Source organism: Streptomyces capparidis, assembly GCF_054782095.1.
The window spans coordinates 1-15,616 of sequence record NZ_BAAGTD010000094.1 but is presented as its reverse complement, the minus strand read 5'-3'; the positions used below and the strand labels follow the sequence as shown (position 1 = coordinate 15,616).

Genomic DNA, 15,616 nt, shown 5'->3' with positions numbered 1-15,616 from the left:
GTTCCCGGCCCGGGAGCGGGAACGGCGCGCCGCGCGCGGTGCGGTGGGGCGGGCCGCCGGGGCGGCCGGGTGGCCCGGCCGGGTGGCCGGGTGGCCGGGGGGCGGGGGGCCGCGGGCGGGGCTAGGCGGTCACCGCGACCGCCCGCACCGCCGGGGTGCGCAGGGCGCGGCGGGCCGTGCGGGTGCCACCCGGGCACGGGGTGTCGCCGGGTACACCCCCGCGGTGTCAGCCGGTGGCCCCCGTCAGCCTCCGGGTGATCTCCTCCGCGGTCAGCACCAGCGCGAAGCCCTTGCGCAGCACGGCCAGTTCCGGCTCCTGGCGGGACTCGTCGTCCGTGGCGGTGACGTCGGCGCCGAAGACCACGTGGTAGCCGCGCTCGTACGCCTGGCGGGCGGTGGTGCCGCAGCAGTAGTTGGTGAGGGTGCCGGTGACGATCACCGTGTCCCGGCGGAGGTTGCGCAGGATCGTGTCCAGCGGGGTGTCGTGGAAGGCGCCGTAGGAGGGCTTGCGGATGAGCACCTCGTCCGCGCGGTACCCCATCGGCTCCCACACCGCCGCGGGCCCCGGCCGCCGCCAGTCGCCGCCGCCGTGCGGCAGGTGGCGCAGGGCGTGGGGGCGGTCCAGGCCCAGGTGGGTGTCGTCGAAGAGGGTCCAGATCACCGGCACGTCCACCGCCCGGCAGGACTCCACCAGACGGCGCAGCGCGGGCGCCGCCCTGGTCGCGGCCGGCACCCAGTACGGGCTCCAGCCCGGCCGGCAGAACTCGTCCTGCATGTCGACGACCAGCAGCGCCGACCGCTCGGGCCGCACCGCGAAGGTCGCCGTCCCCCGCTCGTAGGCGGCCCGCGCCTGCGCGGTGACCCACTCCTCGGTGTAGGTCCCGGTGTGGGTCCCGGTGCCGGCCCCGCCGCCGGTGGTGGCCGTGTGCGTCCCGCTGCGGTCCATACCGCCCCTCCCGTGCTCCTCGCCGCGCTCCGGCGCGAACGCGTTCCTCGGATGCGGACCTCGAATGCGTCATGTGTACCTCGAATCGAGTCACCTCGTTTCGAGGTACGAGGTTAACACCCCCCGAAGGGGCGGGGTGTGGTGAAGCACACGCGTCCCGCACCACCGCACCACGCACTCCCGCTCTAGGCGTTCCCTGGCTGCTCAGGGCACCATTGCCGCAGCACGGGCCCGCGATCCGGGTCCGCAACCACACCTGACACACCAGGAGCCTGCGTTGTCCTCACCCCTCGCTCCGGTCAGGACCGCCACACCCCGGCGGTACCTGATGTGCCCTCCGACCCATTTCGAGGTCAGCTACTCCATCAACCCCTGGATGGATCCGACCAAACCGGTGGACACCGACCTCGCGCTGGCCCAGTGGGAGGACCTGCGCGACCGCTACCTCTCCCTCGGCCACACCGTGGAGCTGCTCGACCCGGTGCCGGGCCTGCCCGACATGGTGTTCGCCGCGAACGGCGCCACCGTGATCGACGGCCGGGTGCTCGGCGCGAAGTTCGCCAACCCGCAGCGGCAGGCGGAGGCCCCGGCGCACCTGGAGTGGTACCGCGCCCACGGCTGGACCGACATCCGCGAGCCCGAGCACGTCAACGAGGGCGAGGGCGACTTCGTGGTGACCCGCTCCTGGCTGCTGGCCGGGCAGGGCTACCGCAACAGCCCCCTGGCGCCCGCGGAGGCGCAGGAGTTCTTCGGCCGCCCGGTGGTGGGGCTGCGCCTGGTGGACCCGCGCTACTACCACCTGGACACGGCGCTCGCCGTGCTGGACGGCGACCACGTCGTGTACTACCCGGGCGCGTTCTCCCCGGGCAGCCAGGCGGTGCTGCGGCGGCTGTTCCCGGACGCGGTGATCGCCACCGAGCAGGACGCGGAGGTGTTCGGGCTGAACGCGGTCAGCGACGGCAGGCACGTGATCCTGCCCCAGGCGGCGATGGACCTGGGGCTGCGGCTGCGGGAGTACGGCTACGAGCCGATCGGCATCGATCTGTCGGAGTTGCTGAAGGCGGGCGGCAGTGTGAAGTGCTGCACGGGGGAGCTGCGTTAGGCTTGGCGTTCTCTCCATGAGAACTCCACGAGAGTTCCACGAGATGAACAGGGACGCTTCGCGGCGCTTTCGGGGGATGCGCCCGGGATGCACACCGACCGGATCGAACTCATACCCGGTCGGTTCCACCTGAACGTGAAGTTCCCAACAACTGCACCACCAACTTGGGTAAACCCCGGCGGAACCACCGGCTCCTGTCCTAGCGTTCGAGCGTGACACGGCCTGCCGATTGTGGGGAGCGACGGCGGGGCCAGGAGTCCGGTTGTAGCCAGCTTGGGGGGGCCATGCGGCTGTTCGGAATCGAGGGGGGCTCGGGTGTCGTCCGGCCCGAGACCGCGCGCAGGAGACCCGGGTCCGCCGAGGGCGCGCGGGTGCTCGGGCGCGACGGTCGGGACGGGCCCGCACGGGCGCACAGAGGTCGGCACAGAAGACGGAGCAGGCAGAACAAGGCCGCGTGGTACCTGCCCACGGCGCTGCTGGTGGAAGCGCTCGCCGTGGCCGTCCCGGTGGTCCTGCTCCTGCGCACGAGCGGCGAGGCGCACCCCTGGGGGTGCGCCTTCGTCGCAGCCGGGGTGTGGTTGGCCGTCGCGGCGGCGCGCGGCAGGTACCGCCGGGACCAGCTCGGCGAGACCCGCTCCGCGGCGCCGGTGCTGCGGGACTGGCTGACGCTGGTCGGCGCGCTCGCCGCCGGGTGCCTGGCGCTCGACCGGCCGCTGCCGGTGACCCCGGCGGAGGCGCTGCTCATCCTGCTGCCGTCGCCGCTGGTCACCGTGGTGTACCGCAAGGCCGTCAACCGGCACCTGGTGGCCAGCAGGCGGGACGCGCAGGCGGTGCGCCGGGTGCTGCTCGTCGGCGAGGCCCGGGCCGTGGACGAGGTGGTGGCCCATCTGGCCAGGCGCACCGACCACGCGTTCGTGGTGGTGGGCCTGTGCACGCTCGGCTCGGGGCGGCCGGAGTGCGGCGCCCCGGTGTGGGCCGAGCTGCCGGAGCGGCCGGGCCACGCGCCGTCCGCGGACGCCGACGCCGTGGTGGGCGCGGCCGAGGCGCTCGACGCCGACCTGGTGTTCGTCGCCCCGGGCTGCCGGATGTTCGGGGACCGGCTGCGCCGCCTGGCGTGGGCGCTGCACGACAGCGGGCGGGCGCTGGTGGTGATCCCGGGCGTCACCGAGGTCGCCAGGCGGCGGGCGCGGCTGTCCATCGCGGCCGGGCTCACCCTGCTGCACGTGGCGCCGCCGACCCGCCGCGGCCTGCCGGTCGCGCTGAAGGCAGCCGCCGACCGGGTGGGCGCGCTGCTGCTGGTGGTGGCGCTGGCCCCGCTGTTCGCGGTGCTCGCGCTCGCGGTGCGGGCAGGTTCGCCCGGGCCCGCGTTCCACCGGCAGATCCGCGTCGGCCAGGGCGGCAGGCCGTTCCGCATGTGGAAGTTCCGCACCATGGTGGTGGACGCCGATCGGCTCAAGGAGCGCCTGCTGGCGTCCAACGAGAACGACGGCCTGATGTTCAAGATGCGCCAGGACCCGCGGGTGACCCGGGTCGGCCGGGTGCTGCGCCGCTACTCCCTGGACGAGCTGCCGCAGTTGCTGAACGTGCTGGCGGGCCACATGTCCCTGGTCGGGCCGCGCCCGCCGCTGCCGGAGGAGGTGGCCGGGTACACCGAGACCGAGCTGCGCAGGCTGTCGGTGCGGCCGGGCCTGACCGGGCTGTGGCAGGTCAGCGGCCGCTCGGACCTGTCGTGGGACGAGACCGTGGCCCTGGACCTGCGCTACGTGGACAACTGGTGCCTGGCCTGGGACGCCGATGTGATGGTCCGGACGCTGAAGGCGGTCGTGGACGGCCGCGGCGCGTACTGACCCGGCCGGGCCACCGCCGACCACCCGGCCCGGCGACGCGGCCGGGCCCGCCCCGGCCCGACGACGCGGCCGAGGGGCGCCCTCCGCGCGAGCGCGCTCCCGGCCGCCGCCTCACGCCGGGGCGGGCTGCTCCGAGCGCCACCACCGGTAGGTCTCCGCGATGCCCTCGGCCAGCGGGATCCGCGGCGCCCAGCCCAGGGCGCCGATCCGGGCGACGTCGAGCAGCTTGCGGGGCGTGCCGTCGGGCTTGGACGGGTCGAAGGCGATCCGGCCCCGGTACCCGACCACCGACGCCACCGTCTGCGCCAGCTCCCGGATCGTCAGGTCCTGCCCGCAGCCGACGTTGACCACCTCGTCGCCGTCGTAGGCCCGCAGCAGCGTCTCGCACGCCGCCGCCAGGTCGTCCACGTGCAGGAACTCCCGGCGCGGCGTTCCGGTGCCCCACAGCACGACCTCCTCCCCGCCGTCGCGCCGCGCCTCGTGGAAGCGGCGGATCAGCGCGGGCAGCACATGGGAGGTCTCCAGGTCGAAGTTGTCCCCCGGGCCGTAGAGGTTGGTGGGCATGCAGGCCACGAACGACGCGCCGAACTGCCTGCGGTACGCCCGGATCTGGGTGATCCCGGCGATCTTCGCGATGGCGTACGCCTCGTTCGTGGGCTCCAGCGGCCCGGTCAGCAGGGCGTCCTCGGTGATGGGCTGCGGCGCGAGCTTGGGGTAGATGCAACTGCTGCCGAGGAACAGCAGCCGCCGCACCCCCGCGGCGTGCGCGCCCGCGATCACACTGAGCTGGATGCGGAGGTTGTCCTCGATGAACTCCACCGGCCGGGTGCTGTTCGCCATGATCCCGCCGACCCTGGCGGCGGCCAGCACCACGCCGTCGGGCCGCTCCCGGCGCAGGAACGCGGCGGTGGCGTCGGCGTCCCGCAGGTCCAGCTCGTCGCGCCCGCGCGCCAGCACCTCGTACCCGGAAGCCGTGAGCCTGCGGGCGACCGCGGAGCCCACCAGCCCCCGGTGCCCGGCGACGAACACACGGGCGGGCGGCGGCAGCAGATCGGCGGCGGGGGCGGCCGGCGCGGCGGCCGGGGTGTTCGGTGCGGTGCTCATGGGCGGTGATTGTGCCAGTACGGCCCGCGCCGCGACGGAAGAATCCGGACACCGCGGCCCACGTCAACGGGAACCGGATACCGTCCCCCGGGGGGATTACCGGCATCATTTCCGTTCACCGCGGGACCAACCGCTGTCCGACCGAGGGGGGACCTCATGGGGAAGACCGCCGTCATCACCGGCATCACCGGGCAGGACGGTTCGTACCTGGCCGAGCTGCTGCTCGGCAAGGGCTACACCGTGCACGGTCTGCTCAGACGCTCGTCCAGTTTCAACACCGAGCGCATCGACCACATCTACCAGGACCCGCAGACCCCGGACCGCAGGCTGGTGCTGCACCACGCCGACCTGTCCGACGGCGTCGCCCTGGTCAACCTGCTGCGCGACGTGCGCCCCGACGAGGTGTACAACCTGGGCGCCCAGTCCCACGTCCGGGTCTCCTTCGACGCCCCGCTGTACACCGGCGACGTCACCGGTCTCGGCGGCCTGCGGCTGCTTGAGGCGGTGCGGGCCAGCGGCATCGGCACCCGCGTCTACCAGGCGTCGTCGTCGGAGATGTTCGGTTCCACGCCGCCGCCGCAGACCGAGGCCACGCCGTTCCACCCGCGCAGCCCCTACGGCTGCGCCAAGGTCTTCGCCTACTGGAGCACCGTGAACTACCGCGAGGCGTACGGCCTGTTCGCGGTCAACGGCATCCTGTTCAACCACGAGAGCCCGCGCCGCGGCGAGACCTTCGTCACCCGCAAGATCACCCGGGCCGTCGCCCGCATCCAGGCGGGCCTCCAGGACAAGCTCTACCTGGGCAACCTCGACGCGGTGCGCGACTGGGGGTACGCGCCGGAGTACGTCGAGGCGATGTGGCGGATGCTCCAGCGCGACGAGCCCGACGACTACGTGGTGGCCACCGGCACCGCGGCCACGGTCCGCGACTTCCTCGGCGCCGCGTTCGCCGCCGCCGGACTGGACTGGACCGAGTACGTGCGCTACGACCCGAAGTACGAGCGGCCCTCCGAGGTGGACGCGCTGATCGGCGACGCCGCCAAGGCGCGGGAGCTGCTGGGCTGGGAGCCGTCCGTGCGGTGGGACGAGCTGGCCCGCATCATGGTCGAGGCCGACATCAGGCAGCTCGAGGACGAGCTGTCCGGGCAGCGGGTGAGGGTGGACCGGTGACGCCGCCCGACGGGGCCGTGGCGGGCCGGTCCCTGCGGGGCTTCACCGGCGCCGGGTACGACAAGGGGCGCTCCGTCGCCGTGCAGGCGCTGTGGTTCGCGGTGCTGAACCTGGTGTTCGTCAAGTGGTGGTTCCCGCCGCGGCTGCGGCCCGCGGTGCTGCGGGCCTTCGGGGCCCGGGTCGGGCGGCGGGTGCTGATCCGGCACCGGGTGCGGGTGCAGTGGCCGTGGAAGCTGGACGTCGGCGACGACGTGTGGATCGGCGAGGACGCCTGGCTGGTGAACCTGGAGCCGATCAGCATCGGCCACGACGTGTGCGTCTCCCAGGGGGCGCTGCTGTGCACCGGCAGCCACCAGCGGCGCTCGCCCACGTTCGAGTTCGACAACGGCCCGATCCGGCTGGAGCCCGGGTCCTGGGTGGCGGCGCGGGCGACGGTGCTGCGCGGGGTCACGGTCGGCGCCGGGGCGGTCGTCGGGGCGGGCGCCGTCGCCCACCGGGACGTGCCCGCGGGTTCCGTGGTGACGGCCTCCGGGGGGTCGCTGTGAAGGTGGTGCACGTCGTCACCCTGGTCAGCGACGACGGCGCGTACGGCGGGCCGGTCAGCGTGGCCTGCGGGCAGCTCGCGGAGCTGGGGGCGCGCGGGCACGAGGTGCGGCTGCTGTCGCTGTGGCGCGGGCGGGGGGCGCCGCCGGACTCCGTGGACGGGGTGCCGCTGCTGGCCCGGCGCGCCCGGACCCTCGTGCCGGGGCAGGGGTTCCTCGGGCTGCTGCACCCGCGGCTGCTGGTGGACCTGTGGCGGTCGGCCGGGCGGGCGGACGTGCTGCACGTGCACGCCGGGCGGGACCTGGTGTCGCTGGCGGCGCTGGCCGCGGCGGTGCTGCGGCGGCGGCGCTTCGTGACCCAGACCCACGGCATGGTGCAGCCCCGGTCGGGCCCGGTCGCGCGGGCCTTCGACGCGGTGTACGCGCCGCTGCTGCGGCGGGCCCGCGCCTGCTTCGTGCTGACCGAGCAGGAGCGGGCCGGGCTGGCGGAGGTGCTGGGGCCGCGGCGCCCGCCGCTGGTGCCGCTGCCCAACGGGGTGCGGGTCGCCGAGGGCGGCTCGCCCGCCGACCCCCCGGTGGTGCTGTACCTGGCCCGGCTGCACCCCCGCAAGCGCCCCGAGGCGTTCGTGGAGATGGCCGGGCTGCTGCGGGAGTCGTTCCCCGGGGCGAGGTTCGTGATGCACGGCTCGGACGAGGGCTCGCTGCCGGTCGTCGAGGAGGCGGTGCGGCGGCTGGGGCTGGAGAAGGCCGTGGTGTACGAGGGCGCCCTCGACCACGCGGCGGCGGTCCGGACGACGGCGCGGGCGTCGGTGTACGTCCTGCCGAGCGTGCACGAGCCGTTCCCGATGAGCGTCCTGGAGGCGTTGGCGGTGGGCACGCCGGTGGTGTGCACATCGAGCTGCGGCATCGCCTCGGAGCTGGTGGCGCGGGGCGCGGCGCTGGTGACGGACGGCTCGCCCGCGGCGCTGGCGGAGGCGGTGCGGTCCGTCCTGACGGACGGGGCGCTGCGGGACCGGCTGGTGGAGGCGGGCCGGGAGGCGGTGCGGGAGGTGTTCTCGGTCGGGGCCGTGGCGGACCGGCTGGAGGAGGAGTACGTCAGCAGCGGATGAGGAGGAGGAGTTCGTTGCCGGGACGACCTCCGTCGACGCGCTGCTGGAGATAGGTCAGGCCGAGGAGGGCTTCGGTCAGGGGTTCGACGGCGGGGTGGCGGCGGAGTTCGACCACGGCGGCGAGCAGGGCGATACGGACGCAGGCGAGGGTCTGCTCGTCGTAGGGCTCCTCACCGGCGAGCATGGGGGCGGTGAGGGAGAGGGCCTGTGTCATGAGGTACTCGGTCGTGGAGGTCGCCTCCGCCTCGTAGCGGAGTGCCTCGCGTGCCCGCCGCAGCGGCAGGACCGGGTTCTCACCCACCGGCCCGTCCCGGTGCGGGGTGGGCAGCGCACCGGCGAGGAAGATGTCGAAGCGCCTGGCCGGTGCGCGGACGCCCTGCACCGCCGGCGCCGCCCACTGGGCGACCAGTGTGCGGAAGGCGGTGACGGACATCGCCAGCTCCTCCCAGCGGCGGGTCAGGGCGATGTGGACGGCGAGGTTGATGTCGCGGGTCAGCCGGGGATCCTGGGTCCCGTGCGCGTCGGCCGCCTCCAGCGCGGCCCTGAGCGGCTGGTCCAGATCCTCGGCCAGCAGGCGCTCGGGGGTGCCGAACACAGGGGGGCGGCCCATGGCACGCAGGTGGCGGCGGAGGTCGTCGACCGGGGCCTCGACGAGGTCGCGGGCGTCGAGAAGGGCCTGGACCGTGATCCGCTCACCGTCGAACCGGGAGGGCATCCTCGGCGTTGCGGGGGTCGCGTCGTGGGAGGCGAGCAGGGCCCGCAGGGCGCGGACCCGTGCGCGGGCGAGGACGGCCTGCGTCCGCAGTTCCTCGGCCGACTGCGCGCCCCCGGCGTCCGCGATCAACTGGGCCAGCCCGAGATCGCGCAACCAGGCCTGCTGGAGGAGGCGCCGGAGGGGATGGTGCTCCGGGTCGCCGCGGAACTCCAGCGCCTCCCCGAACGCCGCGGCGAGGACACCGCCGAAGTCCACGACGCGGGTCATCTCGGTCTCGTCCATCAGCGCCAGCCGCAGCCAGTGGCTCACCCTCCGGCGATCCGCGCCGATCCGTGACGGCCAGTCCTCGGGGCGCAGCACGCAGGGCCACGGCGCGCCCTCGGGCCGGTGGAGGCCGAGGGCTGGGGGGCCGCCCGTCCACACGGTGTGCCGGGACAGGTCGGCGACCAGGCCGACCGCCGGGTCGGCCACCTCCTCCGCGGTGGGCATCCGGTAGGCGGTGCCGTCGTCGGACAGGCCGTTGAGCCAGGGGGCGAAGCGGGCGGCGGTGCCGACCCACAGCCCGCCGGCGGGCGCGTCCGCGGGGCCCTCCCCGGCGGCGTCGCCCGGAAGGCACACGCCCGGCTCGTCCCGGGCGAACAGCTCGTACAGCGCCCTGGGCACCGGCCGCGCGCACAGCGCCGCCCCGTCCCCCAGGGTGATCACCTCCCGCAGCATCCGGTGCGCCTTGACGCCGTTGACCAGCCGCCGCCGGTCCGGGTTGCGGTCCGCGCCCTCGTCCAGCAGCGCCTCCAGCACCCCGCGCGCCTCGGGGTCCACCTCCGCCGCCTCCTCGACGCAGTCGAAGGCGAGGGCCAGGGCGCGGACCGTGCCCGAGGCGAGGCAGGCCGCCACCACCGGGGTGGCGTCGGCGTCGGCCGCCCACAGCAGGGTCGTCTCGCGCCACCACGGGTCGTCCACGTTCGCCGTGAGCAGTTCGACGTGCTCCCGCCCGATCCGCGCCGCCGCCAGGTACTCCTGGAGCGTGAGGTGGGCGAACGCGTAGAGCCCCTGCTCCCGCTCCACCAGCAGGCCGCTCCTGCGGGCCACTTCGAGGAAGGTCAGCGGATCGACGTCCCGGGAGACCTGCCGCAGTGGCAGCCTGATCGCCCGGCAGGCGTCGTCCACCCGCATGTCGCGGGCCTTCGCGCGCATCATCGCCAGCGCCAGGTGCCGCATCACCCGCTCCTTCTGCGGCCCCCGCAGCCCCGTGGGGTCGGTGAGGTTCCGCGCCTCCTGCCGACGGTGCAGCAGCACGTCGCACATCTCCGCGTACAGGGCGGCGCGGCTGCCGGGGAGGGCGTCGCGGTAGCGGTGGACGTTGGCGATCATGGTGAGCAGCAGCGGGTTGGCGGCCAGGTCGTACAGGGCGGGGCGGGCGCGGAGGCGGGCGAGGAGGTCGTCGGCCTTGCGGGCGGCGGCCGTCGCGACGCCGGGGCCGTCCTCGCCGGTCGCGCGGCGTTCGATCGCGTGGTACCAGGAGTGCAGGAAGCGGGAGATCTGGTCGCCGGTGAAGCGCAGGACCTGGAGCACCTCGGCGTTGGGCAGCGGGTTGGCGCGGTAGCCGTGGGGGCGGGAGGTGAGGACCCAGGTGTTGCCGGGGTGGCGCTGGATCTGGCGCTGCACCCAGGTGACCACGCGCGCCCGGTCCCGCTCGTCCGCCACCTCGTCCAGGCCGTCCAGCAGCACCACGCAGTCGCCGCGCTCCAGGCGCCGCCGCAGCCAGGTGTCCGGGACCCGCTCCGCCAGCCAGCCCGCCGAGGTGGCCGCGGTGGCCAGGTCCACCGGCTCGTCGGCCAGCACGGCGGCGGCGTGGTCGCGCAGGTACAGCAGCACCGGCAGCGGCCCCCGCCGCCAGAGGGGCCCGCACAGGTCCAGGGCCGTGTTGCGCACCAGCGTGGTCTTGCCGGAGCCGGGCCCGCCGATCACCGCGAAGACCCGGCCCGCGCCGTCGGCGAGGAACGACTCCAGGGTGCGGCGTTCGCCGGTGCGGGCGCCGAGGGTGCCCAGGTACGGTTCGCGGGCGGCGGCGTGGGTGGGCTTGGGGACGAGGCCGAGTTCGACGTAGACCTGCCGCATCCGCAGGACGTACTCGCTCTGGGTGGCTATGCCGACGGTCTCCATGTCGCGGACGCTGGCCCGCAGTTGGCGCAGGTAGACCCGCCTGCCGCCGCGCGGCCCCGGGGTGGCAGGGGCGGGGGCGGCGAACGCCTCGGAGTACAGGAACGACAGGACGGCCACGCCGAAGGCCAGGTACAGCCAGGTGAAGCTCAGCACTCCGTTGTTGAGGATCTGGTTGACGAGCACCCCGAGGGTGACGGCGAGGGCGGCGCCGCCGAGGACGCGGGCGGTCCTCCGCATGCCGCTCATCCCACCCCCAGCGCCTCGTGCAGCAGCCCGGTGATCCGCGCCAGGCCCGCCCGGCGGCCGAGCTGCTCCTGCGCGTACTCCGGCCCCCGCGCGCCCAGCTTCTCCGCCCCCGCGGGGTCGGCCGCCAGGTCGCGGACGGCGGCGACCAGGGCGTCCGGGTCCTCGGGCCGCACCACGACCCCGGCCCCGGAGCGCCGCACCTCCTGCGCGGTCCCGCCGCCCTCCGCGACGGAGGCGAGCACGGGCCGTCCGGCCGCGAAGTAGGAGGTGAGCTTGGACGGCAGGCTCATGTCCAGCACGGACGCCCGCTGGGTGACGGCGAGGACGTCGGCGGCGGCCAGCACGTCGGGGAACTCGTCGTTCCCGACGGGGGGCAGGAACTCGAGGTTCGGCAGCCCGGCCCCGAGGGCGCGCAGGTGGTCGCGCTGGTTGCCGTCGCCCATGAGGACGAACCGCAGCCCGGGGTCGCGCCGCGCGGACTCCACCAGGACCTCCAGGCCCTGCTTGAGGCCCATGTTCCCGGAGTGCAGCACGACGGTGTCGCCGTCGCGCCAGCCCAGCCGGGCCCGGGTCGCGGAGCGGTCCCCCGTGGGCCCGGACACGTGCGTCCAGTTCCGGACCACCCTGATCCGGTCCTCGGGGACCCCCATCGCCCGCACCCGCTCCACGAACGACTCGTGGACGACCCCGACCACCGCGGCCGACCGCAGCACCCGGCCCTCGACGCCGCCCGCGAGCGAGGCCACCCGCCCGCCGCCGGCGATGCCGCTCTGCCGCGCCGCCGCCCCCATCAGGTCCTGCACCACCACCACGTGCGGCACGCGGCGGCGCCGGGCGACGCGGGCGCCGAGGACCCCGCCGGCCAGCGTCGGCATCTGGGTGAGCACCACGTCGGGGCGGACCGGGGCGGGCGCGAGCAGGCCGTGGGCGAGGAACGTGGCCTCGTACAGCGCCCGGCGCAGCGCCGTCTGCCGGGGCGGGACGGTGTGCCTGCGGCGGTGGACGCGCACTCCGGCGCGGACCTCCGTCAGGCGCCAGCGGCCCCGGTAGGCCGGATCGACGGACCAGGAGGGGTAGTGCGGCATTCCGGCCAGTACGTGAGTTTCCGCTCCCGTCTCGGCCAGGTGTTCGGCGGTCTGCGTAGAGTACGGTCCTATACCGGCGTGCTCGGGCGCGTAGTTGGTGGACACGAGAAGGACCCGGCGTCCCGCCAGTGGGTCGTTCGCCACGGCTTTATCCCCCCAAGGACGAAAGAGGGCCGGGGAGCGGATTCGGAGTCGTTCGTCCCCGGGCGTCCCGGCCGCGCTCATACTAGATCGGGAATGCCGGGGGGCAGGGGCGGTTCGCGCGGGTCGGTACCCGGCCGTGCGCACCGCCGGCGATGGCTTGGGGGGTGGGCGTGCGGAGCACTCGGGTCCGCGGTCTGGCGGCGGTGAGCTGCTGGACCGTGGCGCTGGTCGTGCTGGTGCCCGCGCTCATCCTGCAATCGCTCGGCACCCGGGTCAGCGCGGCGCTGGCGTTGCAGTGCGTGGTGGTGCTGCACAGCGGGACGGCGCTGGCCAGGGTGCTCACGGATGTCACGGTGCGGATCGTGGCGTTCGGGTTCTGGCTGTTCGCGTACGTGTGGCTGGGCCTGGCGCCGCTGGCGATGCTGTCCACCGGCGTGTACCCGCGCGGGTTCGTGGTGGACGACGCCACGGCGTTCGCGGCCACCGCCGTGGTGGAGGTGGGGCTGCTGGCGTACAGCGCGGGCGCGGTGCTCGGCGGGTGGCGGGCGCACCGCCGCTCGGCCGTGCTCGAGCCGCTGCTGGCGCGCCGGGTGGCGCCGGTGCGGGTGCTGCTGCTGTGCGGTCTGGCGCTGCTGCTCGCGGTGGTGCTGATCCCGCAGCAGGGCGGCGTCGGGACGTTCTTCGCCAGCCGGCAGGCCGCGAACGAGGCGGCGGGCGGCGGCGGGGACTCGGCGGGGCGGGCGCTGGCCGCCTGGGGGCTCTCGGTGCCGGCGTTCTGGGCGCTGGTGGCGCTGGTGCACGTGCCGCGCCTGCCGTTCGGCGACCGCACGCTGCGGCAGGTGCGGTGGGCGCTGCTGCCGGTGCTGCTGGCGCTGAACGTCGTCGTCAACAACCCGGTGAGCCAGCCCAGGTTCTGGGCGGGGACGGTGCTGCTGACGCTGGTGTTCGCCGCCCGGGTGACGCGCCGCCCGCGGGTGTTCCGGTACGGGGCGGCGGCGATCATGGTGGCGGTGCTCGCGGTGTTCCCGTACAGCGACTACTTCCGGTACGACGAGCGGGAGCCGGTGCGGGTGGTGTCGCTGGCCGAGCAGTTCACCACCAACGGCGACTACGACGCGTACCAGCAGATCCAGACCGGCCTGGACTACGTGGGGGTGCACGGCCACTCGCCGTCCGCCGCGCTCGGGCCGCCGGTGTTCTTCGTGCCGCGCGCGGTGTGGCCGGACAAGCCCGGCGACGCCGGGATCCAGTTGGCCCGGCACGCGGGCTACGAGTTCGACAACCTCTCGGCCCCGCTGTGGGTCGAGAGCTACATGTGGGCGGGCATCCCCGCGGTGGTCGTGGTGTTCGCGCTGTTCGGCGCGGTGGGGCGGCGGGTGGACGAGGTGCGGGAGCGGCTGGGCGGGCGGGAGGGGACGCTCGCGGCGCTGCTGGTGCCCGCGTTCGCGTTCTACCAGCTCATCCTGCTGCGCGGCAGCCTGATGGCGATCGTCGGGCCGCTGTTCCTGCTGGTCGTCGTCCCACTGTGCGTCACGACCAGGCGCGGGCCGCGCCCGTCCCCGCGGGCGCCGGCGAAAGCCGGCGGCGCCCCGGCCGGGCACCGCCCCGTACGACAGATCGAGGCCCCGGCGTACGCGAGAGGGCTTCCCGGGAGAGGAGGGCCACGTTCGTGACCCGGGCCACCGCCTTCGACGACCCCTACGGGGACTACGAGGAACCGGACCAGTTGCGCGACCAGCTCAGGCAGTTGCTGCGCTACCGGGCGCTGATCGTGCTCGGCCTGGCGATAGGGCTGCTGGGCGCGCTGGTGCTGTCCGTGACGGGCGACGACGAGTACACCTCCACCGGTGAGGTGGTCGTCCAGCCGATCAGCACCGCCCCGTTCGAGAGCGGCGGGGTGTCGGCCGACAAGCAGTTGTCGATGGGCACCGAGAAGCAGATCGCGCAGAGCGCCGAGGTGGCCGGCCGGGCCGCGAAGAAGCTCGGGAGCGACGACAAGCCGGCGCGGCTCCAGCGGCATCTGCGGGTGAGCAACCCGCCGGACACCCAGACGCTGCGGTTCGAGTACACCTCGTCGTCGCCGCGTCGGGCGGCGCGCGGCGTGAACGCGTTCGTGCAGGCGTACCTGGAGTACCGCGAGTCCGCCGTGGTCAAGCGGATCAAGACGTCGGTGACCAAGCTGAACAACGAGCTGCGGCCGCTGCTGAAGCAGCGCGAGGAGCTGGACGAGCAGATCGCCACCTCCCTCGCGGGGCCCGCCAGGGAGGCGGACGAGGCGGAGCGGGCGTCGCTGGTCACCTACATCACGGACCTGCGGAACAAGATCTCCGGCCTCCAGTCGCTGGACACCACCCCGGGCGACGTGGTGCGCGAGGGCGAGCCCCCGGCGTACCCGTCGGGCCCGGGGCTGATGATGCTGCTGCTGGTCGGCGCGGTGGTGGGCGGCGCGGCGGGCATCGTCATGGCGTGGATCCGCTCGGTGCTGGAGCCGCGGGTGCGGTCGGTGGCGGACGTGCAGCGCGGCCTGCGGGCGCCGATCCTCGGAATACTGCCCCGCCACGGCGGCGAGGGCGACCTGCTGGTCGTGGGCCGCACCCGGGGCAGCAACCTGGCCGAGGCGTACCGCACCATCGCCTTCCGCCTGGCGCACGACCGCAGGCTCGGCGGGCGCGGCAGCATCCTGGTGGTCGCGCCGCGGGAGAACACCGACGCCGAGGCGGTGGCGGTGAACCTGGCGGGCGCGTTCGCCGAGATCGGGCACGAGGTGCTGCTGGTGGAGGCGGACCTGCGGGAGCCCACGATGGCGACCCGGCTGCCGGTGATCGGGGTGCCGTCCACGCCGGACGCGGCGACCTGGCCGGAGGGCCGCCCGGTGCCGGTGGACGCGGGCGAGGCCGGGGAGTTCGGCCTGATACCGGGACGGCGGGTGCCGAACGTGGCCAGGACCCTGTCCTCGTCGCACATGGCCCGCACCCTGGCGGTGCCCGAGGGCCCGGACCGCTCCGTGGTGGTGGTCACCCGGCCGCTGCTCACCCACGCCGACGGGCTCGCCGTCGCCAAGCAGGTGGACGGCGTGGTGGTGGTGTGCGACCTGTCCCGGGTGCGGCGCGACGACCTGGACCGGGTGGGGGAGCTGGTCACCGGGGCGGGCGGCCGGATCCTGGGCGCGGTGCTGGACAAGGGCGCCCTGCACGGTCCGCTGCGGCGGCTGGTGGACGGCGGCCCGGCGCAGCGCAAGCCCCGCCGCGGCACGGCGCCCGGCCCGTACTACGGCGGGGAGCCGTGGCGGCAGGACCAGTGGCGGCAGGAGGACTGGCGGCAGGAGGAGTACGCGCCCACGCGCGGCACGCCGGTGCGGCCGCCCGCCCGTCCCCCGGCCCCGCCCGCGGCGCGCACCGCCGCCCGCCCCGCGACCCGGGCCGCGGCGCCGCCGCCCGCCCGCC

At 75.0% G+C, this 15,616-nt stretch carries 11 protein-coding genes; 7 read left to right on the top strand and 4 right to left on the bottom strand.

All coding sequences use genetic code 11. The annotated features are described in order from the left end of the window. Positions 1–226: 226 nt before the first annotated feature. Positions 227–946, bottom strand: coding sequence for a cysteine hydrolase family protein (locus ACYVO2_RS36510; RefSeq protein WP_461012430.1), 720 nt, complete (start codon positions 944–946; stop codon positions 227–229). Positions 947–1,223: 277 nt separating this feature from the next. Here ACYVO2_RS36510 and ddaH point away from each other — a divergent pair, with 277 nt between their 5' ends. Continuing rightward, entirely contained in the window at positions 1,224–2,048 is an 825-nt protein-coding gene (gene ddaH, locus ACYVO2_RS36505) for a dimethylargininase (protein ID WP_461012429.1), read from the top strand. A 284-nt stretch (positions 2,049–2,332) separates the two neighbouring features. After that, positions 2,333–3,895: a sugar transferase gene (locus tag ACYVO2_RS36500; RefSeq protein ID WP_461012428.1), complete on the top strand. Its 1,563-nt coding sequence runs from the start codon at positions 2,333–2,335 to the stop codon at positions 3,893–3,895. Between the two features lie 111 nt (positions 3,896–4,006). Here ACYVO2_RS36500 and ACYVO2_RS36495 read toward each other — a convergent pair whose 3' ends face one another. Next, entirely contained in the window at positions 4,007–4,999 is a 993-nt protein-coding gene (locus ACYVO2_RS36495; RefSeq protein WP_461012427.1) for a GDP-L-fucose synthase family protein, read from the bottom strand. Positions 5,000–5,155: 156 nt separating this feature from the next. Between ACYVO2_RS36495 and gmd the strand changes: the two genes are divergently transcribed. From gmd to ACYVO2_RS36480, 3 genes are read left to right on the top strand one after another with little or no spacing between them, the layout of a single operon-like run. Then, positions 5,156–6,169 (top strand): GDP-mannose 4,6-dehydratase, encoded by a 1,014-nt coding sequence (gene gmd / locus ACYVO2_RS36490; RefSeq protein WP_461012426.1) that lies wholly within the window; start codon positions 5,156–5,158, stop codon positions 6,167–6,169. Continuing rightward, a complete protein-coding gene (locus ACYVO2_RS36485) occupies positions 6,166–6,714 on the top strand; it encodes an LbetaH domain-containing protein (RefSeq protein ID WP_461012425.1) in 549 nt (182 codons plus the stop codon). Before gmd ends, ACYVO2_RS36485 begins: the two co-directional genes overlap by 4 nt. Further along, a complete protein-coding gene (locus ACYVO2_RS36480; RefSeq protein ID WP_461012424.1) occupies positions 6,711–7,820 on the top strand; it encodes a glycosyltransferase in 1,110 nt (369 codons plus the stop codon). The genes ACYVO2_RS36485 and ACYVO2_RS36480 overlap by 4 nt, the downstream gene beginning before the upstream one ends. On the opposite strand, the gene ACYVO2_RS36475 is transcribed toward ACYVO2_RS36480, so the two are convergent. Then, positions 7,807–10,935 carry an NACHT domain-containing protein gene (locus ACYVO2_RS36475; RefSeq protein ID WP_461012423.1) on the bottom strand — a complete coding sequence of 1,043 codons (3,129 nt, stop codon included), beginning with the start codon at positions 10,933–10,935 and terminating at the stop codon, positions 7,807–7,809. The two genes, ACYVO2_RS36480 and ACYVO2_RS36475, sit on opposite strands and share 14 nt — an antisense overlap. Before the next feature lie 5 nt (positions 10,936–10,940). Further along, the gene (locus ACYVO2_RS36470) at positions 10,941–12,173 is read right to left on the bottom strand and encodes a glycosyltransferase (protein ID WP_461012422.1); all 1,233 of its coding nucleotides are present in this window, start codon (positions 12,171–12,173) and stop codon (positions 10,941–10,943) included. Positions 12,174–12,343: 170 nt separating this feature from the next. Between ACYVO2_RS36470 and ACYVO2_RS36465 the strand changes: the two genes are divergently transcribed. Together ACYVO2_RS36465 and ACYVO2_RS36460 are read left to right on the top strand one after the other, a co-directional pair. Next, entirely contained in the window at positions 12,344–13,846 is a 1,503-nt protein-coding gene (locus ACYVO2_RS36465) for a hypothetical protein (RefSeq protein ID WP_461012421.1), read from the top strand. Beyond that, positions 13,843–15,616 (top strand): tyrosine-protein kinase domain-containing protein (locus tag ACYVO2_RS36460; RefSeq protein WP_461012420.1); only part of this gene is annotated, 1,774 nt, incomplete at its 3' end. The genes ACYVO2_RS36465 and ACYVO2_RS36460, both read left to right, overlap by 4 nt.